Origin of the sequence: Paenibacillus lutimineralis (genome assembly GCF_003991425.1) — a bacterium.
GTDB classification, from domain to species: domain Bacteria; phylum Bacillota; class Bacilli; order Paenibacillales; family Paenibacillaceae; genus Fontibacillus; species Fontibacillus lutimineralis.
Genome location: NZ_CP034346.1, coordinates 5,051,069 through 5,076,456 on the forward strand (window position 1 = coordinate 5,051,069; position 25,388 = coordinate 5,076,456).

The following is a 25,388-nucleotide window of genomic DNA, read 5'->3' on the forward strand; positions in this document are numbered from 1 at the left end:
CATATAGAGGTAGTTCACTCGTACATATTGAATAGCATCCTAACTATTTTAGCACATACTGAGCACAATGAGGCGCATTTTTTGAAATTTGAAAATGAATCAGATCTGCTCCGGCCTGTAGGCGGCAAGAAGATCCATCGTACGTCTGAACAAAGCAGTCGCTTGATGCTCCGATCCTTCCGGCTTGTTCTGCACAAGTACGCTTACCGCATATTTAGGCTTCTCCACGGGACCATATCCAATGAACCATTGGTGATTGTAGTTTTTACCTGCTTTTACAACCTGTGCTGTACCGGACTTGCCAGCCAAATGCCAATCGGCTTGTCTAAGCGATCTCCCCGTTCCCGATTCGACAACTTCATTCATCCAGGATAGTAGCAGAGCAGCCGTGCGAGGCGATACTTGACCAGCCTTTGTAACCGCTTGGTGCTCTAGCATATTCGTGAGCAAAGAACCATCCCGGAAGTGGACCTCGCTGACCAAACGTGGTGATGTAACCCGCCCTTGATGGAGCAGTGTCACGACCATATTTGCTGCCTGCAGTGGAGTAACCAGAACATCGCGCTGCCCGATAGCCGTCTGGGCCAGAACCCCACCATCAACCAGGGAGTTACCGTGAAAAACTGCCCCTGCTTCCTCATGGTCGAATTGCCAAAGATCATCACCGCCCATAAATTTCTCCTCATGCCAGCCAACCTTGTGACCAAGGCCGAGCTTGGCCGCAGCAAGCTCAATGCTGCCAGGCGACAAGCGTTCTCCCAATGTGGCAAACACGATATTGCAAGAATGGGCGTAGCCCTGTTCCAACGTAATATCGCCATGTCCGCCTTTCTTCCAACAGGCTAATCCGTACTTTCCATATTGCCCCGGGCAATGGAACACTTCACCTGGCTTAGTTACCCCACTCTCCAACGCAGCCGCAGCGATGACCGTCTTGAAAATGGAACCGGGCGGAACAGCCTTCAGAGCGCGGTTGCTCCAGCTGCCTCCGGCCAAATCAATATGATTGGGATCGAAGAACGGTCTTGAGACCATAGCTGCTACATCGCCGTTCTCCGTATCAAGAACGACTAAAGCGCCCTCCTTCACATTCATCTGTTCCGTAAGCGCTTCTAATTTCTGCTGCAGGACGATATCAATCGTCGTTCTGATCTGCAACGGATGGAAGCGTTCCTCTGGGCCCTTGACCCGGGTACCTACATCCGGGAATGGCTGTCGCTTCCCATCTACCGCATAATAAGCCCTTGTACTTCCAGCGCCGCGCAGGAATCTGTCGAATGTCTTCTCTAACCCCGCCGCCCCTACTTGCATTGTTAAAGGCAGGTGTTCACTCTGCTTCCCGCTACCACGAATCTGCTGGATCACATCCGGCCGCTGGGCCACATAACCGAGCCACTGCTGCCCATTCTGACCGGATTGGTAGCGTACGACATGAGGAAGCACCTCTATTCCTTCCAATTGAACAAGTGATTGCTCCTTGACCACGGATGAATGATTTAGGATCCCATGACTGCTATCTGAACCTGACCAAATATAAGGCACCTCAAGATTCGCCCATTTGCTCCTTAGCTCGCTCTCAGATATCCCTAGAGAAGTGGCGATGCGTGCCAGGTCCTCCTGAGCAGGTAGTTTCTTCACAGGAAATAGAACTGGCGACCAGGTTGTAATCCCAGTCAGTTGCCGGCCGTATCGATCGAAGAAATTTCCTCTTCCAGGATCAAGCTCGATCCCTTGTTCCCGTTGACGTACGGCCAATTCATTGATCGTTTTCCCTGAAGATGTCACTGCGGCGAACGCAGCATGAGTCTGAATCCAGGCAATCCTTAGCGTATATACAGCAAAAAAAATACTAAACACTATTAGAATATAAAATATGCGTCTTTTCCGTGCTAATGACATGGACATCCCCCTTTTTCCTTACTGCTTCATTATTTCCCTGGAGAGAGATGTTAACACATAGATAGAAGGAATAAGGGGGACCCACATGATTAAAGCAAAAAAATGCCCCAAAAGTATGATCCTACTCCTGGGACAGTTCCTATATACGCTGATTAAACTGTAAATTTGGACAGCGATTCCTTCAAGCCGTTCGAGACATTCTCCAGCTTGCCGGAGAGCTGCACAAGCTGATCGCTTACCGTCTGCTGCTCGCTGCTGAGCGATGCAACCTCTTCAGATGTAGCCGAAGATTGCTGAGCAACGGCGCTGACGTTACTCATCGCTTCAGACAGAACATTCTGCGATTCATTCAGATCATCAATCGAAGTCGTAACCATCTCAATTTGCTTCACAAAGCCTTCCATTTGCCCTTGTACAGATACAAAGATCTGACTTGTCTCTTTCACAGAAGTAATCTGCTGTTGGAACAACGGATTTGCATCCGACAAGGCTCGTACCGTCTCATTCATTTCCTGCTGGATATTGTCTGTGATCTCCCCAACCATCGTAATCGATTGACGGGATTGATCTGCCAGCTGACGGATCTCATCGGCTACGACCATGAAGCCACGTCCTGCTGCACCGGCCCGAGCCGCTTCAATCGTCGCATTCAGGGACAGGATATTCGTCTGCTGTGTAATATTCTGCATAACTTCCAGCACCTTCAAAACAGAAGATGTACTCGATTTCAGAGCGTCTACCTTCTCTGTCAGAGAATTGACAATATCTACAGTGGAGTTCGTCTGTGCCAGAAGCCCGTTCAGATACTCGGTACCTTGCTGACTTGACTTCTCTACCTGATGAGCAGCGGTCTCCATCTGCTTGTTCGCCTGTACAACCTGTTCCATCTGTCTGGAGATGTTCTCTGTAAGCTCATTACCTCGCTCAGCTTCATTAGCCAGACTGGTAGCTCCGTTAGCGATCTCCTCTGTCGCAATAGCAATCTCTTTGGCAGAGATGGCTGTCTTGTTAGAAGCCTGAGTCAATTCAGTTGCTGTGTCCAGAACATCCTTCGCGGAATGGTTCGTCTGCTTCACGAGCTCGGTAATCTGCTCCATCATCACATTGAAGCTGTTAGTCAATTGACCGATCTCATCCTGAGACTTCGCCTTTAAGCGTACATTCAGGTTGCCTCTGGAGCCTTCTTCCATCAAGTTCTTCAACTGTGCCAATGGATGAGCAATCATTCTAACCATCCACATGGCAATCAAGGTGGTGATCAAGGCGACGACAGCAGCCGATATGTATGTTGTTAACAAAATTCCTTTTGCATCCTTCACTAGTTCGGCAGTGCTCACTGTACCAATCAGCTTCCAGTCGGCAGCTGTAAAATTGTTATAGACAGCCAGTACGGAATTGCCCTCCGCATCCTTGATGCGAATGCCTCCATTCTTGTCTACCGCTTTGGACAAATCATACTCTGTAGGTTCACCTGATTCTGCTTCAACCGACGAACCGATAACCACATTATCTGTTCCGACGATTTGCAGCTTCGAGTTGTCCCCCAAATTAATTTCCTTCAAGTAGTTCTCCAGCACTTCAACATTCAGGTCTTGTACGAGAACGAACCGCTTAGAAGTAGTGACGCTCGATAATGAACGAATCAATCGTACTGTAGATTTTCCATTGCTCTTCTCAGGCACTTTCATCCAACGTGTGCCTACCGTCTTGGACATTTCTTCATACCAAGGTTCCTTACGTGCTGCTTCGAAGAATGTCTGAGTGGAGCTGCCAGTTGAAATATCATCCACGCTGCCATCCACACTCAACATATAGACCGCTTCCACACCCTTGCTTGAATAGACCAGAGAATTCAACCGGTTCCTAATATCGTTAATGGTTGTAAAACGGTCGTACTCAGACACACCGGAAAGGGAAGCATTCATAATCGCCTTCTGCATCTCATTGTCTAGGAATGTCTGTTGAAGATTCTCTTCGTACTTTTGTAGAATAATGTCCAGCTTCTGCGATGTTTGTACTATCGTTTGCAAGTTGGCATTTTCCGCATTATTCTGAATCGTCGACTTTGCCATTTGATAGGACAATATTCCGATAGCTAATACGAAGAACATGATCGCCACGAAGAAAATCAGAAACAGACGAACGCCTACAGATTTAGAAGGATTTATTTGTGTTGGAAGACGATCCGAAATTTTGCCTTTCCAACTTGAAATAAGCTTCTTTTCCCCACTTGATTTAGTTTGTTTCTTCTGCTTGTTCTTGCTGTCAGCTGCTTGGCCCTCCTTCTTCGGAACCAGACCCATGTCAATCACCCACCGCTCATAATAGTTGTATGCCGTGAAACTAGGCTAGAGGTCATGCCTCTATTACTAACTGGCAACATCGCCTCATACTTAGTCTATTCGACAAACGATGTCATACTCCTATATGTATCGGTAGAACAAGGGGGTATTTTTTAGTGGAATTTGTTGATTTTTATCATACAACACAAAAAAGGGCCTTTCGTCCTATGATCGAAAAGCCCTAATTTCAATTGAATACAAGCCATAAATTGTCTATTTCTTCTTACGCATCATGTCAAAATAAGATACAGGATGGTCCACCTTCATCTTGATTCTTTGCAGCGGATGACGAGCAGCATCGAGCTCATTGCCCTCTTCGTCCCAAATCTTGCCTACTGTTTGCTTGAAGAAGGTTCCATTCGGACCGAAGAATTCAATTTCGTGACCCGGCTTAAAATGATTACGTTGCTGAATTACAGCGATTCCCGTGGCGTGATCATAGTCCATGACAAGACCTGCAAAATCAAAAGGCATCGCCTTCTCCTCAGGTTCATAAATATGATCTTCATGATCCGGAATGTCGTAGAAAAATCCAGTATTCACCGGGCGGTTGGCCGCCTTCTGAATTTCCTCTAGCCATTCCTGCTTAAGAACGTAATTATCTGGATCAGCCATGTAAGAATCGATCGCCTGACGATAAACGTTAACAACCGTAGCCACATAGTGGATCGATTTCATACGACCCTCAATCTTAAAGCTGTCTACGCCGGAATCAATCAAATCAGGAATATGCTCAATCATGCACAAATCCTTGGATCCCATTGTAAAGGCATTGTCACCTTCATCGAATAACGGCAATTGATTTACACCAAGCTGGAAATTGCGCAATACAGAACTGTCCCTTGCCTCTTCTTCGGAGATCCAAGTTTCGACCGGTCTGGCATCTTCGAACAGATCGTATTTCCAGCGGCAAGATTGACAGCACCCACCCCGGTTGGAGTCGCGGTCTGTGAAATGATTGGACAGCACACAGCGTCCGGAATAAGAGGAACACATCGCTCCGTGAATAAAAGCTTCGATCTCGACATCTACATGCTGCTTGATCTCCTCGATCTCCTCCAGGCTTGTCTCCCGCCCCAGGACAACACGCGGCAGTCCTTCTTCCTTCCAGAACTTCACGGCCTGCCAATTCACAGTCGATTGCTGGGTGCTAAGATGCACCTCCAGCTCTGGTACAAGGCGACGAGCCGTATCAACAATAATTGGGTCGGCGGTGATTATAGCCGCAATCCCTACGGAATGCAGGCCACGCAGATAATCCTCTATCCCAGCCAAATCCTCGTTGTGAGCATATATATTTGTAGCCACGAATACTTTGGCTCCATATTTCTTGGCAAACTCAACGCCCTCGCGCATTTCCTCTAGACTGAAATTGTCGGCCCCTGAGCGAAGCCCGTATTTTTGTCCCCCGATGTAAACCGCATCTGCTCCATAATGGACTGCGAATTTCAATTTCTCGAGGTTCCCTGCCGGAGCCAGCAGCTCTGGCTTCTCCAAACGGTTTCGCTTGCCGGTATATTTACGTATATGTTTCTCCGCAGTTTGCATTTATTCGTTCACCTCTAGAAAATTATAATCATAAAAATACATGTTCAAAAAGTCCAGTTTTCAGCACTCTTAAATTAATATACTTGTTCTTTATAGAAAAACCCAAACGACAACTCGCGCTCAGGGTCCTGAACCTCACGGATCGTCTCCATCCATGCTTCATCGAATTCATAAGCTTCTGGATCGGCAAAATAAGTGTCAATCGCTTGACGATAGACACGGATAACTGTCTCATTATAGCTTACTGGTTTAAAGATCGTTTCGATCTTCAAGCTGTCCACTCCAGCACCTAACAGCATATGAAGATCTTCCAAAATGCAAATATCATCTGAGCTCATAATATGAGTTCCATTGCGATCCTCATAGATCGGGAATTTCTCATCTTGGCGCTCCGCCTCGATCAAGAATAATCCGCGCTCCTTACTTACGGATTCATTCTCCGCAATCACTCGGCCCTGATGCGCCATGTAGCTGCGAACCAGACTGCGCTTGGAATGGTAAATATTCGTCATGCCATGTACCTGAACCTCGGACTCGATCTGTAAATGCGGCTGCATTTCCGTTATCTCGTCCATATTCAGTTCACGTGCCAACACAACGCGGCATGCCCCTTTGCTTCCCCAATAGTTCGCTGTCATGTAATTGGTTGAAGTCATTTCCCCGTTCCAATGCAGCTTCAATTGTGGAGCTAACTCCCTAACTGTCTGTAATACGGACGGATCGCCAAATTGAACGGCATCCACCCCAGCAGCCTCAAGCTGTTTTACATAATCCGGTAGGTCCTTGAGTAGCTCATTACTCATCAGAATATTGATACATACATATATTTTAGCCCCGCGTTCATGGGCAATCTTGACAGCTTCAGCAATTTCGGCTGGGGTAAAATTACCTGGAAGACGCATGCCAAATATATCCTCGCCAATGAGGAAGGCATCCGCTCCACAATCAAGATACGCCTGCAGCTCTGCAATAGAACCTGCGGGAACAAGCAGTTCCGGTTTGTTACCCATTCTATACACCTCGGTTATTTAGCTGTTGCCTTGCTCTTCTCAATATTATTCAAATGCTCTTTATACGTCTTGGCAAATAGATGCTCACCGCTGCCATCCTTCTTCGTCACATAGAACAAATACTCCGAAGCTTCCGGCGCGAGTGCGGCCTCAATAGATTTCAGACTTGGCGCAGCGATCGGCCCTGGCGGCAGTCCCTCATACAAATAAGTATTATATGGGCTGTCCACTTTTCTCAGGTCCGAATTCATTAGGCGCTCTTTAGGTTTGTCTAATAGATATTGGACGGTGGCATCAATCTCTAACTTCATGTTTTTAGCAAGCCGATTATAGATGACGCCAGCTACCAAGCTGCGTTCCGAATCGACAACGACCTCACGCTCCACAAGAGATGCAACTGTCATTATTTCATTCAGACTGAGTCCGCTCTTCTTTAGCTTTTGCTCAAAATCAGCAATTTTGTGCAGACGCTGATCTGTTTCCGTGAACATCCGATTGATAATCTCCTGCTCGCTGCTGCCCTTCTTCAATTCATAAGTTTCTGGGAATAAATAACCTTCCAGTCTAAATTTCATCTCCGCACGATCTGGAATATCAGCTAACAGTTGACTGTCAATGCCTGTAGGAGACTTGGCCAATTTCAGGAAAGTATCCTCATTAACGAATCCTTGCTCGGATAAGATCTCCGCCATCTGCTTGACGGTATAACCCTCTGGTATGGTGAAGCGGATCATCTCAGCTTTGACAATATCTCCGCTGTTCAGCTTGACGATAATCTCATCATAATCGGCTCCGGGATTTATATCATAAGTACCCGCCTGAAAACGGCTACCCTCGGATTTCAACTTTAAATACGATTTGAACAAGAACGCATTCTTGATAAGTCCTTGCTGCTCCAGGGTATCAGCTATGCTGCTCGTCCGCATTCCTGGTTCAATCGTAACCCTCACCACTTCTTCCGAGGCTTTCACTGGCTGCATGCCGTAATAAATATAGGCACCGCCCGCTCCCGCTGCAATAATAATAATCAGAATAAATGCGAGGAACCATTTCAACGCTGTCTTCATAGCCCACTCCTTTACAGCAAAAAGAGCGGGATTCCCGCCCTTATGCCGATTTATATTAGCTCATCAGATAACACAATCGATCGTACTCAAGAGATGCCCTGCAGAACTCATTCAGGGAACGTAAGTTCACCGTATAGCTCAGATATATTCTCCCATTCGTCATCATCTTCGATGGTAACAAGTTCTAACTCCCCATCCGAGGACTGGACAATCTTGAACAATTCGGGCTCTTCTACGGAAGAGTCTTGTTCAGGGCGCAAAGCGGCGTAAGATGCTCCCGCTACGTCAAATTCATTCTCGACAGTATAATAGGAAGCCTTGCCTTGTTCATCTTGAAGCTCGACAATGGTACCGTAAGCGTCACGAACCCGTGACGTCCACACTACCTTCTCCGCTGAAAAATCAGTCATCGTTGTCCTCCCCGTCGAATTCATCAACCAGGGTATTGAATGTCTCTTCAACGATCTCCCATTCTTCATCGCTCTCGATTGTGTACAGTTTAAGGTCATCGCCGTCTTCCTCGTAGCGGAAGGCATATACTTCTTCGCTCTCTTCATCATCATCATGATCCTCGGAATCCAAAGGAACGACCATCATATATTTGGCGTCGGAACCGTCAACTTCGAACTTCATAATTACTTCGAATTCTTCTTCATTCCCCTCTTCGTTGGGAATATAAATAATCTCCGGTTCTTCTTCATAGCCAATACGATCTTTAGACATAGCGATCACCCTCACTTTTTACTCTTAGAGTCCAAATAATTTTGCAAAATCAAGCTCGCGGCCATTTTGTCCACGACCCCTTTGCGTTTCTTCCTGCTCACATCTGCCTCGATCAGCGTTCGATGTGCTGAGACCGTAGTCAGACGCTCATCCCACAAGTGCACAGGCACCTGCAGCATTTCATGCAATTGCTCCGCAAAGGCCTTGCATATTTCACCACGGGGACCAATCGTACCATTCATATTCTTCGGAAGCCCGACCACGACCTCTTCCACTTCATGCTGGCTAACCAGCTCAGCAATCCGCTTCAGCTCCGCCCCTTCTTTGCGGCGTTCAATGACTTCAAGTCCTTGGGCCGTCCATCCGAGCTCATCGCTAATCGCGACTCCGATTCGTGCATCCCCATAATCAAGACCTAGAATTTTCATAACTTCTCCTAACGATGACCAGCCAGATAGTATCTCACCAGTTCCTCAATCAGCTCGTCGCGCTCCTTCTTGCGAACCAAGCTTCTTGCGTTGTTATGCCGTGGTATATACGCCGGATCACCCGACAGCAAATACCCGACAATCTGGTTAATCGGATTATAATCCTTCTCCTGAAGCGCATCATACACCGTAAGAAGGATACCTTCTGCCGACGCTTGCTGCTCATCTCCTGTTACATTGAACTTGACGGTTTTATCCATGGAGTCCATGACGACACCTCGCTTCCTCAGACATCCACCATCTGCTTAAATCGTCTTGATCTAACCTTACTATATCATATCACGGGCTCCATAAGGAAACATTCACTGAATAAAAGCTTCCATGATCTCAGGACTTTAAGAGGTTGTTTCAAAAAGTCCACTTTTGATCACGATGTAATACTAAAGGCTTATTCGGCATCGAATCTTGAATTCACCCGGGACCTCCGGTGCTCACGTACCCACTACGTACGCTCCGCTCCTCAGTCCCTAGCTTCATCCAACCTTCTCGGTGCTGAAAACCGACCTTTTTTACACCTGGGAAGCGATCCATTCTTCTGCTACCTTCAGGGCTTCCTCCAGTTTGGAAGCATCCTTGCCGCCAGCTTGGGCCATATCCGGGCGGCCGCCACCGCCACCACCACATACCGCAGCGACTTCCTTGACCAATTTGCCAGCGTGCAGCCCACGCTTCACTTCCGACTCCGGAACTACGACAACAAAATTCACTTTATCTTGTGCAGGCGCTCCAAGAACTAGAACAGCATCAGGCAGTTTGCCCTTCAGCTCATCCGCCAAGGTGCGCAGCGCATCCATGCTTCCTGCATCGACGCGAGCGGCCAGTAGCTTCGTCTCGCCAATGGTCACGACCTGGCTGGTCAGTGATCCGGCTTCGATTGAGCTCAGCTTGCCTTGTAACGATTCATTCTCACGCTCCAGCTCTTTTAATTGATGCTGCAGTGCCTCAACCCGCTTCGGAACATCGGCGATGTTTGCTTTGAGTAAACCGCCAGCCTGCTTCAGAAGATCAAGCTGCTCTTCCATGAACTGATAAGCTCCGCGACCAGTTACTGCCTCGATCCGTCGTACACCCGAGCCGATTCCACTCTCACTGATCAGCTTGAACAGGCCAATCTCCGCCGTATTGTTCACATGACACCCTCCGCACAACTCGAGGCTGTAGTCCCCTGCTTTAACGACACGGACGACATCGCCATATTTCTCGCCGAACAGGGCCATGGCTCCTAATGCCTTCGCTTCATCAATTGGCATTTGCCGGGTGATGATATCGAGTGCATTCCAGATCTGCTCATTCACACGGCGTTCTATTACCGCAAGCTCCTCCGCAGAGATGCTGCCCAGGTGAGAGAAGTCGAAGCGCAAACGCTGCGGCTCTACCAAAGAACCTGCTTGATTAACATGTTCGCCAAGCGTCTCTTTCAACGCTTTGTGCAGCAAGTGCGTAGCCGTATGGTTCTTCACGATGTCGCGCCGCATCTCGCCACTTACTTCCGCCTTCACTTCCGTACCGGAACGCAGCTCGCCGGACAGTACGGTCACTTGATGCACATGCTGACCACGCGGAGCCTTGAATAATCCGGTAACCTCAGCACGCGAGGAAGCATCGGAGATGATCCCCTGGTCGCTGACCTGTCCACCGCTCTCCGCGTAGAAAGGCGTCTTCTCCAGAATGATTTGGCCTGTCTGCCCTGCGGACAGCACATCAACAAATGCACCCTCAGAGACGATCGCCACAATTTTAGTAGTAACATTAAGCTCATTATATCCAACGAACTCTGATTTAGTCGTTAAATCAGAGAGGACTCCGCCCTGAATTTTCATGCTAGCTCCATCATGACGAGCTGAACGCGCACGCGTACGCTGTTCCTCCATCGCCGCTTCGAAGCCCTCACGGTCTACATTCAGACCATGCTCAAGCGCAAAGTCTTCCGTCAAATCAAGCGGGAATCCATAAGTATCGTAGAGCTTAAAGGCATTGGCCCCACTAATCACCGTATGACCTGTTGACTTGGCCTCTGCACTCATCTCTGCCAGAATAGACAAGCCTTCCGTCAGCGTCTCATGGAAGCGTTCCTCTTCGTTATGAACGACCTTCTCGATAAATTCACGTTTCTCTACGACATCTGGATAGTAGCTGCCCATTACTTCACCAACAGTTTCCACTAGTGTGTACATGAACGGCTTGTCCAGGCCGAGCATCTTCCCATAGCGAACCGCACGGCGCAGCAAACGGCGGATGACATACCCGCGGCCTTCATTAGAAGGAAGCACGCCATCGGACACAGCGAACGCAACCGTACGAATATGGTCAGCGATGACTTTGAACGCTACATCCAGGTCTTCTTTCTCCCCATACTTCACATTAGCCAGCTTGGCCGTCTTCTGAATCAGCGGCTGGAAAATATCGGTATCGAAGTTGGAGTTCACATCTTGCAGAATTGAAGCAAAGCGCTCCAGGCCTGCCCCGGTATCAATGTTCTTGTTAGGGAGCGGTGTATAGCTGCCGTCCTTATTGTGATTGAATTGCGAGAATACGAGGTTCCATACTTCGAGATAGCGTTCGTTCTCTCCCCCCGGGTACATTTCCGGATCAGTAGCATCTCCATACGCTTCGCCGCGATCATAGAAAATTTCTGTACAAGGCCCGCATGGACCTTCACCGATATCCCAGAAGTTGTCCTCCAGTTTGATAATCCGTTCAGCCGGCAGGCCTACCTTCTCATTCCAAAGCTTGAAAGCTTCTTCATCTTCAGGATATACAGTTACAGACAGGCGCTCCGGATCGAAGCCAATCCACTCTTTGCCGGTCAGGAATTCCCAGGCCCAAGTGATCGCTTCCTCCTTGAAATAATCTCCAATGGAGAAGTTGCCCAGCATCTCGAAGAAAGTATGGTGCCGACGCGTCTTACCCACATTCTCAATATCATTGGTACGGATACATTTCTGCGAATTCGCCAGGCGCGGATTCTCCGGCTTCACCCGGCCATCAAAATAAGGCTTGAGCGGTGCCATACCGGCATTGATCCAAAGCAGGGATGGATCGTTATGCGGTACGAGCGAAGCGCTCGGTTCAATTTTATGCCCTTTGCTGGCAAAGAACTCCAGCCATTTGGAGCGAATTTCACTTGCTTTCATTGAATACTCCCCCTAATTATTAACGTTTGGTTAAGCTTGTTTGCTACATCGAATTGTAAACATTTGTGAAAATTTGTGACAATCTGAAAAACAAAAAAACGTCCTCTGAAATTCAGGGACGATTTAATCGCGGTACCACCCTGGTTATCGCTGGAACAGTGCCGGCTGAAGTATCCTATGGAACATTCTCCAAAGTCATCTTCCGTCATCCGGATTCTAGCGATCGCCTTGTCAGTCCGATAACGGGGACCTGCCGGTGATTTTGAACTCACACTCAGAAATCAGCTTTCCATCCGCCCGTATTTCGGGTTCTCTCAGCCATCATACCTTGCTATGTCTATACAGACAATCGGATATGAAGAAACCCTTCTCTGCAAAAATCCGTTTACGAATGTACTTCATCTCATCATCGCTTTTCTGCTATAACTGGGGCTTCCCCCAATAGCTTCAAGACATATTTTTCGAACATAACATTTTTAGTATATAGGGCAATATGCACAGTGTCAATGCACCAAGGGGATCACATCGTTATGCGCAAATACCGTTTGTACATCGCCGTTGCTTTGCAGGATATTCTCCATCACGCTAAGTCCTTTGGCCCGGTCGAGCTGTATATCACTCTATACCGTCTTCCGACGTACATAGTAAGTATAGAAATGTTGTAGAATCACCTTGCCAACCGCGAACATGGGAACCGCAACAATAAGCCCGGGAACGCCTGCGATCTCACCACCGACCAGCAGAGCGAAAATGATCAACATCGGGTGCAAATGTAACGTTCGTCCCACCACCTGCGGCGAGATAATATTGCTCTCGATTGTCTGGCACAGCATATTAACGAGCAGGACGAACAGCGCCATTTTCCAGGAAATCGTCAGTGCCATCAGCATGGCTGGAGCAGCCCCAAGAAAAGGGCCTAGATACGGAATGATGTTGCATACAGCAACGACACCTGCCAGTAAGAGAGCGAATGGCATGCCGATAATCATATAGCCAATATAAGCCAGCACACCGATAATGACGCAGACGAGCAGTTGTCCGCGTATATAGTTCCCCAACGCTTCGTCAATCTCCTTCAGTAACGAGACGATCGATTTGCGATGCGTTCGGGGAAGATACTGCAGAATCATACGCTCGAATGTATCAAAGTCTTTGAGGATATAGAAGATGAGGAAAGGGATAATGAACACGTTGAAGACAATGTTTAAGGTCGTGCCAATATTGTTAAGAAAATCAGAGATTGACGTGGCCATTCGTTGTTCGACCTGGAAGAACCAGTTGTTCATTCCCATGCGAATGCTTCCCGGAAGGATGCTGTTATCAAAGCGGTTCATAAATTGCTGCGTATGCATGGTAAGCTGCGGCAAATGTTCGCCCAATTCTTCAAGCTGTTCTACGAACATTGGGATGACATTCATTAGAATGACCGATAGGCTCGTTAGAAACACTGCATAAATGAGCAGTACCGCCATCGTCCTTGGTACCTTACGCCCGCCAAGCATTTTTACAATTGGATTAAGTACATAGGAGATTATCATAGCGATCACGAACGGGGCAAAGATCGCTTTCAGGAATCCGTAAATGACAGCAAACATCGGACGAAGTTGCCAAATAAAATATAAAATAATGAGCCCCAGCAGCAGCCAGACTCCATAACGGAATAGCTTGCTTTTTAGGAACGGCTCCATTGTCTCTCATTCCTCCCTGCATATGGACCAGCTATGGAAAGTATATGCGAAGGCCAGGAAAAATAACCGCCGACATGCAAAAAGCCCTTCTCCCGAAATGGGAGAAGAGCTTCGTTGCAATCAGACTGTTGTTTTCATTAAGAGAGATGTATTTGCGAGAAATCCTGCATGGATTCATCACCAAAGAACAAATCATCTAGAGAGCTGAGGGTTCCATCTTCTTCTACTTGATAGACCGACATCTTATCTCCGTTCACAGTCAATTCTATAAAGCAGCCCCAGCAATAATATTGGTGCGAACCGATCTTGCCAATATCCTTGGAACTGCAATTTGGACATTTCATCATACACATCACCTATCCTATACGTTAACTGAATTCATCGTTCTCCAGAAGTCTTTGCTCACTATTTGCAGGGACCATAATGGCATGCTCCCCCTTCGTCATTTCCGAAATATAAGGAAGCTTCTTGCGCCCCTCAATCAGATCGGACAAGAAGCCGTCACTGATTTCAATACCTGTAATTGTATTACCCATTTCCTGGTCAAAATAAACATCGCTAACATAACCTATCATCGAACCGTCCGCTGTAAGAATGGGCAGTTCCTTAATTCTGCCGCTACCTGATAAGAAGGTAAGCTGTATATTCTCGGCATTCCATACTTGGATAGCCTGTTGATTACGAATCATCACGGCATCTTCGCCGTACGCGACGATATCATTCCAAGGGACCGCTCTAAGATGCGGAGAGAAGAACATCTTCCCCTCTAATTGAATCCCCGAGATGGCCCAATCCTGATCTAGCAGGATATCAGAGACCTTCCCGACCCTTTTGCCGTTCTCTATATCAAATACAGCAAGTCCTATTAATTGCTGCAGCCTCATAGTATGCGGTCCTCCTAAAGCAGGGTATCCCTGAACGTACCGCAATAAAAAACTTAATCCTCCTCCCTCAGATTGGATAGAAAACGACTAATATTTTCTACTACGTATACGATCGAGAATGGTTGCAATTTTTTTTGCAGTAATTTTAATTTCTTCTATAGTATTACCCAATCCGAAGCTAAATCGAACCGCGGATTGTAAAAGATTTGGCGGAAGATGCATCGCTTCAAGCACATGCGAAGGCTCTAATGATCCTGAAGTACATGCCGAACCGCTCGAAATAGCAATTCCCTCCATATCCAGATTCATGAGCATCGTCTCTGTACCGCATTCCGGGAAGCTAATGTTCAGGATGTGAGCCAGATGATGCTCAGGATGTCCATTAATATGATAGTGGCTGCTGCCGACCAGTTCTTCAAGCTCTGTAAGCAGCGACCCGCGCAGCTCTTCATCACGGCTTGTCCGTTCGTGGAGTTCAAGTTTGGCCAATTCTGCCGCTTTGGCGAAGCCAGCAATTCCGGCCATATTTTCGGTGCCAGCCCGGCGTGTCCGCTCTTGCAGGCCGCCATACTGCAGCGGCTCCAGCTTGATATTCTTACCTACGTACAATGCACCTACGCCTTGTGGGCCGTTAATTTTATGTGAAGAGAAGCTCATCAAGTCGACTGGCAATTCGCTAAGATGGATCGGCAATGCTCCTAGCGCTTGCACAGCGTCAACATGAAAAGCGATGTCACGCTCAGCCGTTATCTGTCCGATCTCTGAGATCGGCTGAATCGTTCCAACTTCATTGTTCGCGTATATGACCGAGACGAGAATTGTATCAGGACGGATCGCTTCCGCAACTTGCTCCGGATGAATTCTACCATAGCGATCGACTGGTAAATAAGTAACCTCATACCCATCCTTTTCCAACCTTTGGCATGTATGCAGCACCGCATGGTGCTCAGTCCCTGTCGTGATGATATGCTTGCCCCGTTCCGCACGGGCGGCAGCGACTCCGAACAATGCCAGATTATCGCTTTCCGTCCCCCCCGCGGTGAAGACCAGTTCATCTGGTCGGCAGCCTACCACAGCGGACACCTGATCCCGCGCTGAACTGATCAGTCTCTTGGCTGCCCGTCCGAAGGAGTGAACGCTGGAAGCATTCCCGTATTGCTCGGTCATCACCTTCATCATCACTTCAGCCACTTCGGGGCGGATGGGTGTAGACGCCGCATGATCCAAATATATATTGTTCATTTTCATGAATATCACCTTATCCCTATAGATCTATGTCAATCAGTATTAACTGCACCTGATACTTCAATCTGAAAACTCAATCAGAACTTCAATCGGATACTTCAAACTGAACTTCAAATCTGACAATCCAACCTTCCACAAATGCAAACGGACGGCTTCCCAACGGAGAAACCACCCCATGAAAACTTCCCTAGCGGATCAAACTAATTATGACTCTTTTCGTGCTGATCCATTACGCTCTAAAACTGCCTTAATCCGCTCAACCATGCGATTCTTGGCATGGATACTATAGCACTGTTGTCACGGCTCAGCAATGCCCGCTTCTGCGATTTGATGCAAAAATGACTCCTGGTAAGGAGTCATTTTTGTGAATTTATATCCGGATTTTCCACTTAAGGAAGGTAAGTAGCACTAAATTAATCTACAGATTCATTTAGATATAGAACATATAGTTCTCTTTAGTACTTTGCTCTTCGAATGTAATTAAATCCTCCAGGGTCGTAGAATCCAACACTTCAGCGATGCTATCGCGGATTCTAAGCCACAGATCACGTTTGGCCGGATCGTCCTCCTCCGTAAAATCCACCGGTGAGATCGGTCCTTCAAGTACACGGATAATATCTCCGGCTGTAATCTCGGAGGCGTCGCGGGACAGGATATAGCCGCCATACGCGCCGCGGATGCTCTTGACAAGGCCAGCATTACGAAGCGGGGCAATCAATTGTTCCAGATAATGCTCCGATAATTGATTTTTCTCAGCGATACTTTTCAGGGAAGTTGGTCCCTCGCCGAATTTTGCCGCCAGCTCCATCATGATCGTTAAGCCATAGCGTCCCTTTGTAGAAATCTTCAAAGAAGCCACCTCTTTCAATTTTCAAATAATCTTTATATAATGGAACCTTGATCAAGAAGAGAATAGTATTACTCTCTATTCCTATCACTTACCTCTGCTTATCGTATCATATCCTTTATAGCTTTGGGAAATAAATCTCTCATCAAAATCGTACAATTTATTCAGCGATGCTAGCTGAGGGTAAACTGATCGTATACATCGCCGGGGTATATGTTACAATAAAGAACAGGCCAATATCGGTCCTAAAGGAGTGATTAAATATGTCTAAACCAAATAGCGAGACTCGCATCGTAGTGGGTATGTCCGGCGGCGTAGATTCCTCGGTAACCGCACTGCTGTTGAAGCAAAAGGGCTATGATGTGATCGGAATTTTCATGAAGAACTGGGATGATACCGATGAATTCGGGGTCTGTACTGCAGAGCAGGATGCCGAGGACGTACGGCGTGTCTGCGAACAGATCGATATCCCTTACTATACAGTTAATTTTGAAAAAGAATACTTCGATAAAGTCTTTGCCTATTTTCTCGAAGAATATAAGCGCGGCCGCACCCCAAATCCGGATGTCATGTGCAATCGCGAGATCAAGTTTGGGGAATTCCTTCAGAAAGCGCTCGATCTTGGGGCTGATTATGTCGCTACCGGACACTATGCCCGCGTAGTCAATGACGCTGACGGATACAAGCTGCTTAGAGGAATTGACAGCAACAAGGATCAAACCTACTTCCTGAATGCCCTGAGTCAGGAGCAGTTGTCTAAGGCCATGTTCCCGATCGGTCATTTGCCGAAGCCTGAGGTACGGCGCATCGCTGAAGAAGCTGGATTGTACACAGCGAAGAAAAAAGACAGCACCGGCGTCTGCTTCATCGGTGAGCGTAATTTCCGTGAGTTCCTGAGCCAATATTTGCCGGCCAAATCCGGGGATATGATTGACATCGTAACCAGCGAAGTCAAAGGCCGTCACGACGGCTTGATGTATTACACCCTTGGTCAACGACAAGGACTCGGCATCGGCGGATCGGGAAATGGAGAGCCTTGGTTCGTCGCCGAGAAGGATCTGGAACACAACATCCTGTATGTTGTACAAGGTGACAAGCATCCAAGCCTCTACTCTACCCAACTGACAGCTTCCGGTATCAACTGGATCGCCGGTCAGGACAAGCTGCCGCTAGAGCCATTTAAATGCTCAGCCAAGTTCCGTTACCGTCAAACGGATCAAGTCGTAACGATCATCCCGAACAAGGACGGCACCGTACGCGTTGTTTTCGACCAACCACAGAAGGCCATTACCCCAGGACAAGCGGTCGTCTTCTATGACGGCGAAGTTTGCCTCGGCGGTGGCACAATCGAAGCTCCGAAGAAGGTTGCTATTCCACATTCTTGAGCAACTGTCAGTTGAAGTTAATGTAATAAACAAACAGTGTATTGAGCAAAACCGGCTATTTCGGAAGCTAAGCGTACACTCAGGCATCTAACACAAAAAGAGAGGGATATTACGTATTACGCCCTCTCTTTTTGTGTTAGATGAAAGTTTCCAAGGCGTTGCCCAGGAAGCGGCTGCCCTTGATACTGGTGTACTAATCAATCCTCAGTAATGGTTGGAAAATATTAAGCAAAAGATAAGCATTCTTTAAGGTTTGGGCACGGATTCGTTAAGTTCTCCCCTCTAGACTGTTGGTAGAACATCTAAGAGGGGGATTTTTTTGAAGATTACCCAAAATAATATGAACAAGCTGATTATACCCGTCTTACTTTTACTTGCTATAGTGATCGGCTGTGTCCCAGATAAGAGCATGACAGAACAGCCGATTACCGTTACGTTGAACGGGCATGAGGTCAAGGAAGCCGACATTCGTCTGGTGAATGGACAACTCCATATGTCGACTTCCTTTATTGAGCAAGAACTAGGTATGCGCATTCAGCTGACCGAGGAAGAGGAACCGGGGAAAAAGAAGTCATACTACTCGAATCAAGTTTCCGTCCTTATGTATCATGATCTCGACGATATTCCGCAGGAACCGCAGATCCTTCCAGTTTCGACATTCGAAAAACATATGGAGCTGCTGAAAACGAATGACTTCCATGTAATCAGCATGGAGGAATACACTAACTTCATGCAAAAAGGCACAAGCATTCCGGATAATGCGGTACTGCTGACCTTTGATGATGGATATGTGAGCTTCTATACGAAGGCATTTCCAATATTGCGGAAATACGGATACACCGCCACTAACTTTATTATCGTATCCGCTGTCGACAATCAGACTGGCCGTCCGAAGATCACATGGGATCAGATGCGTGAGATGAAGGGGTACGGTATGAGCTTCTTTAGTCATACATATGATTCTCATCAATATGCGGAGATCAATGCCGAGAGGGAAGAAAGCCCCATGCTGTCCAGCCCCTTGTACTTGAAAGATAAGCAAAGAGCAGAGTCTGAAGATGAGTATATTCAGCGTATTACGCATGATCTATCGATGGCCGAGCAAAGGCTAAAGAAGGAACTGGGCAATACCTATGGTATCCTTGCGTTCCCATACGGAGTCTATAACAAGCATGTACTGGCTGTGTTGAATAAGCTGGACGTTAAACTCAGTTTTACGATAAAGGAAGGCATGACTTCGCAAAAGGACAGTATTGCTTACCGCTTCAATGCAGGCAGCCTTAAGAAGACGCCTGAAGAATTGATCCAGCTCTTAAAAGAGACGTCACGAGAAGAGGAAAACGGGAAAGTATCCGTTGGTGTCAAGAAGCCATCTCTTGGCAAAGTGTGGACAGATGATGGCGGCAAGGTAATGATACCGCTACGCGAATTTTGCACGTTGAACGGCATACGGGTGGACTGGGACAACGATCGTAAGCATCTCTATTTAACCCAAGAGTAATGGACAATTATATCATGGTACTGCAACAAGACTTATTGACGACTCAATGAGCCTTTTTGAGGCTAATCCATATGTGAGGCGTAATGCTTAACAAGAATACGCGGAGAATCCCCGTAATCCAGTATCCTAGCCTGAACGGGGATTCTGCATTCACTACTATCTGCGTCGCAACTCCTGGTTATGCCGGATCTTGGCTTCATTGCCTTGCTCTGTGGCTTCATAGAATATCCTCTTGGATATGCTATCCGGCAAGTACTGCTGCTTCACATAATGGCCTGGATAGTTATGCGGGTATTTATATCCTTCATGTCCCAGCTTAACCGCGCCTTTGTAATGAGTGTCCCGCAGATGAAGCGGCACCTCCGCCGACCTTACCTCTTCGATCGCCATCATCGCTTTGTCGATGGCCATCGTTACCCCATTGGATTTCGGGCTCTCCACCGCGAACAAGATAGCCTGAACAATGTTCAGTCTGGCCTCGGGCCAACCGTTGTTCCTGTAAGCTTGCAGAGCACTTACCGCCTGCACCATTGCCTGTGGATTAGCCAAGCCGATATCCTCGCTGCTGGCCGCGATCAGGCGGCGGATGAAGGTCATCGGATCCATGCCCAGCTTCTCGACCGCATACAGGAACCAGAACACCGCTGCATCGCTGGAGCCGCGAATGCTCTTGTGAAATGCCGATAAGACATCATACTGCGTGGACTCATCCGCTTTGACCAACGGCCGGCGGATCGATTCCTCCGCGACTACTAGCGTCACATGAATCGTGCCATCTTCTAGAGGAGGTGTCGTTAGTACCGCCAGTTCGAGTGCGTTCAAGGCCCGGCGTATATCACCGTTAGCCATCGTGGCGATATGCTGCAGCGCATCTTCATCCACCTTGAGCTTCATGAAGCCGAGCCCTTTCTCTCGATCCTCAAGCGCCCGTCGCATTGCCGAGAGCGAATGCTCCTTGTTCAGCGGCTCAAGCTGGAACAGCGTCGAGCGGCTCATCAAAGCGCCATTCACATAATGGAACGGATTCTCCGTCGTAGCGCCGATAAATATAATCGTACCCTTCTCTACCGCTGGCAGAAGTGCATCTTGACGAGAGCTGTTGAAGCGATGTACCTCGTCCAGGAACAAGATCGTCTTTGTACCGTAAAATGCTTTATCATTCTGTGCCTTCTCAATCACTTCCCGCACATCCTTGACGGAAGCGTCCACCGCATTTAGCCGGACAAATTCCGCCTGAGTATGGTTCGAGATAATATGAGCAAGCGTTGTCTTGCCGCAGCCCGGTGGGCCATATAGCAGAATCGATGATACCTGGTCCGCTTCGATCGCCCGTCGCAGCAGCTTGCCAGGCCCAATAATATGCTCTTGTCCGATATATTCATCCAGGGAAGCAGGGCGCATCCGATCCGCAAGCAAGCGGCCCGACGGCTTCTGTTCCTGGCTATAAGAGAATAAATCCATACCGTTCACTTCCTTACTCCAAGTTCAACGCTAAAATAAGTTCAACACTATAATAACGGAAATAGCCAAAGGGTGAAATGATTCTGGAGAAGCGTAGCGCTCGCCTTTGTGAACGGATTTCTACCTTGTTGGAATCTATAAGATCAAGAAATCCGTGAACAACAGCGATCGAAAGAACATTTCATCCGCAGCCTTATCCTGGTAATCACTTAACTTATGGAGCTCACACTCCCTCTATTCTAGCACACCAAAAGTAAAAAACATTTATAATCGTTCTTTCGCTTCCAACTGCTGACAATATATGAGTTAATATAGTTGTCGGGCCGACGAATCACGTGAAAGGGGGCTGATCGAAGTGATTTCAGTGATTGAGGTGGTTTCCGCGTAACGCGGAAACTCTAACAGTGAGGGTGGCTTCACAGCCATCCTCTTATTTCCGTTTGAACCAGACTATGCTAATATAAATGTTATGTACGACACTAAATTGCCGAAAGGGGGATTAACGAGCCATGTTGACTTTACTTGACTTGCATACCAAATACGAATTACTGAGCAAGGAGGAACATGACCGTGAATTACAAAAATGGGAAGGATGTGCTTCCCCCTAGGCTGCTGAAGGAGCTCCAATATTATATTCAAGGAGAGCTGCTCTACATCCCCAAACCGGAACGCGCAAAAGCGCATTGGGGAGAACTCAGCGGAACCCGCAAGCAAATTGCCAAGCGTAATGAAGAAATATATTATCATTACCGTACCGGACGCTCTGTCAAGGATTTGGCTGAGGACTACTACCTGTCCGATGAGAGCATCCGTAAAATATTGTGTAAAATGCGTGCTTCTCTCAAAGAAGTCGCTTCGGTTACAGAATGAAGATCATGAAGAAAAAGAAACTAAAAAAGACCGTCCGAACATTCACATAATTTCGGACGGTCTTTAACTTTATCTATAAAGGTAGTTCAACTGGCCTTTTGGAACCTTACCTATACCTCTGTCACCACGTACTCAGGAATTTGATCCCCGTACAGCAGCCACAGTTCATGCAGGGCCCGTGTGCATCCGACATACAGCAACTTTGCATCCTGCGGCCCATAATGCTGCGCATCTACATCCGTGACAATAACGGCATCGAATTCAAGCCCCTTGGACAAATACACCGGAAGAACCGAGATTCCCCCCGCATATTGCGTCTTGTCTCCATCGATCAAGTTAGCGATCAATCCCTCAGCCGTAAGCGACTCATACATCTGCTTCGCCTCATCCAACGTTCTTGTAAGAATCGCCGTTGTGCGATATTCGCCATTCAATACTTTGGTTAATGCCTGCTTAATCAGCTTCAGCTTACTCTCACCGGACTGCGCGTGCTCCAGCCGAACAGGATCGCCACTGCGGAATACGGGAACAGCCAGCAAGTCAGTACCTACTCCGCGCTTCAATATCTCATTGGCATACTCGATAATTTCCATCGTCGAGCGATAGCTCCGGGTTAGAGCGAAATACGCCGTCTCTTCTTGAGCGAATAGCCCCTGCATCTCTTGCCAATCATCAATTCCTTTGTAGTAATGAATGCCCTGCGACAGATCCCCCAATATTGTAAAAGAATGACCCTTCACGAACCGGTCCAGCACTGCCACCTGGAAAGGACTGAAATCCTGCGCCTCATCGATTACGATGTGGTCAAAGGTTAGCGTGCTATCCAATTCATTGACTCCGGCGAAGAGATACAACAGTGCGGCTAAATCGTCTTCCTGCACGGTTCCATTCTTCAAGCTGTCCTTCGTCTCTTTCCAGACCGCGGCCGGGATTCGAGCTTGTAAATCCTCCACCGCAAAATCAGCATTCTTCTTCATCTGGAACAGATTCCGGTACAACTGGAACGAATCCAGCTCGGGCCATTTCTTCGCATAAGCCTTCTCGCGCTGCTGCGCCTTCTTCTTCCGTTCCTTCAATGCCGCAGCCGAAGGAGATTTCTTCAGCTCCATTTCAACCCAGCGATGAATCCGGGCCAACAACCGCTCCTTGCGCCGAGCCACTGGATAGTATTTATACTCCCCTTCGAACCACTCCAAGATTTCCGCACGTGACAGCCGATTGCCGTCCCAAGGCTCAAAATCAACCTGAGGCACACACTCCGCCTCGATCCTCAGCAGATAATCGTCCAATAAATTCTTGAACTCCATCGAGCCTTTATACCTGCCAGGATAAATTTGTTCCGTCCGTATCTCTTGCTTCCGTGCATGATCGTCGAACCAGCGCATCAGCCCCGCAGAACCATCCGCTGGTACTGTCATAAGTCCGATCACCTTAGCGGCCCAATCGGTAAATGTGCACTGCTGAATATCACCAACGCCAAGCTCAGGCAGCACTTCGGAGATATAATCGATAAACATTAAGTTCGGAGCGAATATAACCATCCGCTCCGCTCTAATCTGTTCCTTATACTGATATAGCAAATAAGCCAATCTATGAAGGGCAACTGTCGTCTTACCGCTCCCTGCGACCCCTTGAATAATCAACGCGGTATTTTTCAGAGCACGGATAATCTGATCCTGCTCCGCCTGAATCGTCGAGACGATATCGCGCAGTCGGTTATCCTTATTCTCACCAAGTCGATAGACGAGAAACTCGTCAGACACCCCAGGAGTGTCGGCATTCTCATTGAAAGTATCCACGACCCGCTCCAGCTTCCTCTGACGGATCACGATATTCCGTTTCAGCGAGACTTTGCCTTCGATCAACCCTTCTGGAGCCTCGTATGAGGCTGAATCCCCACCGGTAAAAGAATAGAATAAACTGGCAACTGGAGCCCGCCAATCGATCACCATCGGCTGCTTGCCCACTGTATCGCTCACGCCCGCTTTTCCAATATAGAGCGGCATAAATTCCCGGCCAGACTCCTCAAAATCCAAGCGTCCAAAATAAGGCTCCTGTGCGGACTGTATCAGCTTCTGACGCTGTCCTTCCCTGCTTGCCTCAAGAGCTTGCTCCGTGAAATCATCCCCTATATAGACTGGGATGCTCCGAAGCTGCTGCAGCTGATCATCAATACTCGCCAGGGCACGGTCGAGCTTCCGTTCCTCTTCTTGATAGGCACTTTGAAATTCACTCACTTTCAGTTACCTCCTAAGATAAAATTTGTCAAAAGGAATTCAATTATATCACTGCGATCCATAAAAAGCGAACAAGAACTTTCAGCATTACAAAAATAGACGCCCGAGGCTTCATAACCACCGCAGCGTCTGTTCTTATTATTTATTGGCTTGTTCTTTATCCAAAAGATCTCGTACAGCTACACTAACCATGATCAGACCGACGACCGGCGGAACAAAGGAATTGCTTGCCGGAGGCTGCTTCGCTTTGCGAATTTCTGGTGCATTGGCAGGTACGATTTTCTTCGTTACTTCGGCGCGCGGTTTAACCGGCTGCTCCGTAGAGAAGACGACCTTAACACCCTTCTTGATGCCAAGCTCGCGCAGCTTCGTACGCACAACTCTGGCTAGAGGGTCCATATGAGTCTTAGATATATCCGCAACCTGGAATTTCGTAGGGTCCATCCGATTCGCCGCTCCCATACTGGACAGCATCGGTATGCCTCTCTTACGGCATTCAAGAATAAGATGAATTTTATAAATGATTGTATCCGAAGCATCAAGCACATAATCGATATCGTATTTGAACAATTCCTCATAGGTTTCTTCCGTATAGAACATGTTCAAGGCGATCGTTTCACATTCGGGATTGATCAATTTGACCCGCTCACACATCAGATCCGCTTTTTTCTGGCCGATCGTCGTCGTCAGCGCATGAATTTGCCGATTCAAATTTGTTATATCTACAACGTCCTTGTCGATTAGAATAATACGGCCTACTCCGGTCCGGGCCAGAGCCTCTACCGCCATCGAGCCGACGCCGCCGATCCCAAGCACTGCTACTGTACTATTCTTCAGAATTTCCAGCCCTTCTGCTCCGATGGCCAGCTCTGTCCGTGAAAATTGATGAAGCATGATTCATATACCTCCCATTAGCCCTGACGATAAATTCAATTTCCTGTATGCAAATGAACCGTCATTAACTATACAGAAGATTGTCCCGTTTGTCATCATATCACCCCGATGCATCTCTACTCAAGCTTCTCCTTCAGTTTTACACAAATTACATTTAAACAATAG

The 25,388-nt window shown here is 47.6% G+C and carries 21 protein-coding genes and 1 pseudogene; 3 read left to right on the forward strand and 19 right to left on the reverse strand.

The annotated features are described in order from the left end of the window. Positions 1–99 precede the first annotated feature (99 nt). From EI981_RS22380 to cymR, 16 genes and pseudogenes are all read right to left on the reverse strand, one after another. Complete coding sequence (locus EI981_RS22380; protein WP_227011541.1) at positions 100–1,857, reverse strand: peptidoglycan D,D-transpeptidase FtsI family protein; 1,758 nt, start codon at positions 1,855–1,857, stop codon at positions 100–102. Between the two features lie 194 nt (positions 1,858–2,051). Continuing rightward, entirely contained in the window at positions 2,052–4,202 is a 2,151-nt protein-coding gene (locus tag EI981_RS22385) for a methyl-accepting chemotaxis protein (protein ID WP_127002037.1), read from the reverse strand. A 252-nt stretch (positions 4,203–4,454) separates the two neighbouring features. Next, positions 4,455–5,789, reverse strand: a complete 1,335-nt coding sequence (locus EI981_RS22390; protein WP_127002039.1) for a peptidase U32 family protein — start codon at positions 5,787–5,789, stop codon at positions 4,455–4,457. Between the two features lie 74 nt (positions 5,790–5,863). Continuing rightward, positions 5,864–6,799 (reverse strand): peptidase U32 family protein, encoded by a 936-nt coding sequence (locus EI981_RS22395; protein WP_127002041.1) that lies wholly within the window; start codon positions 6,797–6,799, stop codon positions 5,864–5,866. A gap of 14 nt (positions 6,800–6,813) precedes the next feature. Beyond that, positions 6,814–7,866, reverse strand: coding sequence for an endolytic transglycosylase MltG (gene mltG / locus EI981_RS22400; protein WP_127002043.1), 1,053 nt, complete (start codon positions 7,864–7,866; stop codon positions 6,814–6,816). Positions 7,867–7,973: 107 nt separating this feature from the next. Next, positions 7,974–8,276: a DUF1292 domain-containing protein gene (locus EI981_RS22405; RefSeq protein ID WP_127002046.1), complete on the reverse strand. Its 303-nt coding sequence runs from the start codon at positions 8,274–8,276 to the stop codon at positions 7,974–7,976. Then, complete coding sequence (locus EI981_RS22410) at positions 8,269–8,589, reverse strand: DUF1292 domain-containing protein (RefSeq protein ID WP_127002048.1); 321 nt, start codon at positions 8,587–8,589, stop codon at positions 8,269–8,271. The genes EI981_RS22405 and EI981_RS22410 overlap by 8 nt, the downstream gene beginning before the upstream one ends. Before the next feature lie 11 nt (positions 8,590–8,600). After that, positions 8,601–9,017: a Holliday junction resolvase RuvX gene (gene ruvX / locus EI981_RS22415; protein WP_127002050.1), complete on the reverse strand. Its 417-nt coding sequence runs from the start codon at positions 9,015–9,017 to the stop codon at positions 8,601–8,603. An 8-nt stretch (positions 9,018–9,025) separates the two neighbouring features. Beyond that, on the reverse strand, positions 9,026–9,286 hold the full coding sequence (locus EI981_RS22420; RefSeq protein ID WP_127002052.1) for an IreB family regulatory phosphoprotein: 261 nt from the start codon (positions 9,284–9,286) through the stop codon (positions 9,026–9,028). A 300-nt stretch (positions 9,287–9,586) separates the two neighbouring features. Next, complete coding sequence (gene alaS / locus EI981_RS22425; protein WP_127002054.1) at positions 9,587–12,211, reverse strand: alanine--tRNA ligase; 2,625 nt, start codon at positions 12,209–12,211, stop codon at positions 9,587–9,589. Between the two features lie 512 nt (positions 12,212–12,723). Further along, positions 12,724–12,816 (reverse strand): annotated as a pseudogene (locus tag EI981_RS30295) (D-ribose ABC transporter substrate-binding protein); the annotation flags it as partial. 15 nt (positions 12,817–12,831) lie between these two features. Then, on the reverse strand, positions 12,832–13,899 hold the full coding sequence (locus tag EI981_RS22430) for an AI-2E family transporter (protein WP_127002056.1): 1,068 nt from the start codon (positions 13,897–13,899) through the stop codon (positions 12,832–12,834). Positions 13,900–14,036: 137 nt separating this feature from the next. Further along, positions 14,037–14,243, reverse strand: a complete 207-nt coding sequence (locus EI981_RS22435) for a hypothetical protein (RefSeq protein WP_193556509.1) — start codon at positions 14,241–14,243, stop codon at positions 14,037–14,039. Positions 14,244–14,267: 24 nt separating this feature from the next. Beyond that, positions 14,268–14,783: a PRC-barrel domain-containing protein gene (locus EI981_RS22440; RefSeq protein WP_127002061.1), complete on the reverse strand. Its 516-nt coding sequence runs from the start codon at positions 14,781–14,783 to the stop codon at positions 14,268–14,270. Between the two features lie 87 nt (positions 14,784–14,870). Then, positions 14,871–16,025, reverse strand: coding sequence for a cysteine desulfurase family protein (locus EI981_RS22445; protein ID WP_127004901.1), 1,155 nt, complete (start codon positions 16,023–16,025; stop codon positions 14,871–14,873). 433 nt (positions 16,026–16,458) lie between these two features. Beyond that, positions 16,459–16,878 (reverse strand): cysteine metabolism transcriptional regulator CymR, encoded by a 420-nt coding sequence (gene cymR / locus EI981_RS22450; RefSeq protein ID WP_127002063.1) that lies wholly within the window; start codon positions 16,876–16,878, stop codon positions 16,459–16,461. A 260-nt stretch (positions 16,879–17,138) separates the two neighbouring features. On the opposite strand from cymR, the gene mnmA reads away from it, so the two are divergent. Further along, on the forward strand, positions 17,139–18,260 hold the full coding sequence (gene mnmA / locus EI981_RS22455; protein WP_127002065.1) for a tRNA 2-thiouridine(34) synthase MnmA: 1,122 nt from the start codon (positions 17,139–17,141) through the stop codon (positions 18,258–18,260). A 340-nt stretch (positions 18,261–18,600) separates the two neighbouring features. Continuing rightward, the gene (locus EI981_RS22460; RefSeq protein WP_127004903.1) at positions 18,601–19,761 is read left to right on the forward strand and encodes a polysaccharide deacetylase family protein; all 1,161 of its coding nucleotides are present in this window, start codon (positions 18,601–18,603) and stop codon (positions 19,759–19,761) included. Between the two features lie 156 nt (positions 19,762–19,917). Here the strand turns inward: EI981_RS22460 and EI981_RS22465 are convergent, their stop codons facing one another. Next, the gene (locus EI981_RS22465) at positions 19,918–21,222 is read right to left on the reverse strand and encodes a replication-associated recombination protein A (RefSeq protein ID WP_127002067.1); all 1,305 of its coding nucleotides are present in this window, start codon (positions 21,220–21,222) and stop codon (positions 19,918–19,920) included. A 570-nt stretch (positions 21,223–21,792) separates the two neighbouring features. Here EI981_RS22465 and EI981_RS22470 point away from each other — a divergent pair. Then, positions 21,793–22,092: a CD3324 family protein gene (locus tag EI981_RS22470; RefSeq protein WP_068779822.1), complete on the forward strand. Its 300-nt coding sequence runs from the start codon at positions 21,793–21,795 to the stop codon at positions 22,090–22,092. A 110-nt stretch (positions 22,093–22,202) separates the two neighbouring features. Here EI981_RS22470 and EI981_RS22475 read toward each other — a convergent pair whose 3' ends face one another. Then, a complete protein-coding gene (locus tag EI981_RS22475) occupies positions 22,203–24,329 on the reverse strand; it encodes a HelD family protein (RefSeq protein WP_127002069.1) in 2,127 nt (708 codons plus the stop codon). A gap of 138 nt (positions 24,330–24,467) precedes the next feature. After that, a complete protein-coding gene (locus tag EI981_RS22480) occupies positions 24,468–25,223 on the reverse strand; it encodes a tRNA threonylcarbamoyladenosine dehydratase (RefSeq protein WP_127002071.1) in 756 nt (251 codons plus the stop codon). Between the last annotated feature and the right edge of the window lie 165 nt (positions 25,224–25,388).

Coding starts and splice junctions, on each gene's coding strand:
- EI981_RS22385 (WP_127002037.1), bottom strand. CDS start 4,202: ATGGGTCTGGTTCCGAAGAAGGAGGGCCAAGCAGCTGACAGCAAGAAC.
- EI981_RS22390 (WP_127002039.1), bottom strand. CDS start 5,789: ATGCAAACTGCGGAGAAACATATACGTAAATATACCGGCAAGCGAAAC.
- EI981_RS22395 (WP_127002041.1), bottom strand. CDS start 6,799: ATGGGTAACAAACCGGAACTGCTTGTTCCCGCAGGTTCTATTGCAGAG.
- mltG (WP_127002043.1), bottom strand. CDS start 7,866: ATGAAGACAGCGTTGAAATGGTTCCTCGCATTTATTCTGATTATTATT.
- EI981_RS22405 (WP_127002046.1), bottom strand. CDS start 8,276: ATGACTGATTTTTCAGCGGAGAAGGTAGTGTGGACGTCACGGGTTCGT.
- EI981_RS22410 (WP_127002048.1), bottom strand. CDS start 8,589: ATGTCTAAAGATCGTATTGGCTATGAAGAAGAACCGGAGATTATTTAT.
- ruvX (WP_127002050.1), bottom strand. CDS start 9,017: ATGAAAATTCTAGGTCTTGATTATGGGGATGCACGAATCGGAGTCGCG.
- EI981_RS22420 (WP_127002052.1), bottom strand. CDS start 9,286: ATGGACTCCATGGATAAAACCGTCAAGTTCAATGTAACAGGAGATGAG.
- alaS (WP_127002054.1), bottom strand. CDS start 12,211: ATGAAAGCAAGTGAAATTCGCTCCAAATGGCTGGAGTTCTTTGCCAGC.
- EI981_RS22430 (WP_127002056.1), bottom strand. CDS start 13,899: ATGGAGCCGTTCCTAAAAAGCAAGCTATTCCGTTATGGAGTCTGGCTG.
- EI981_RS22435 (WP_193556509.1), bottom strand. CDS start 14,243: ATGAAATGTCCAAATTGCAGTTCCAAGGATATTGGCAAGATCGGTTCG.
- EI981_RS22440 (WP_127002061.1), bottom strand. CDS start 14,783: ATGAGGCTGCAGCAATTAATAGGACTTGCTGTATTTGATATAGAGAAC.
- EI981_RS22445 (WP_127004901.1), bottom strand. CDS start 16,025: ATGAACAATATATATTTGGATCATGCGGCGTCTACACCCATCCGCCCC.
- mnmA (WP_127002065.1), top strand. CDS start 17,139: ATGTCTAAACCAAATAGCGAGACTCGCATCGTAGTGGGTATGTCCGGC.
- EI981_RS22460 (WP_127004903.1), top strand. CDS start 18,601: ATGAACAAGCTGATTATACCCGTCTTACTTTTACTTGCTATAGTGATC.
- EI981_RS22465 (WP_127002067.1), bottom strand. CDS start 21,222: ATGGATTTATTCTCTTATAGCCAGGAACAGAAGCCGTCGGGCCGCTTG.
- EI981_RS22480 (WP_127002071.1), bottom strand. CDS start 25,223: ATGCTTCATCAATTTTCACGGACAGAGCTGGCCATCGGAGCAGAAGGG.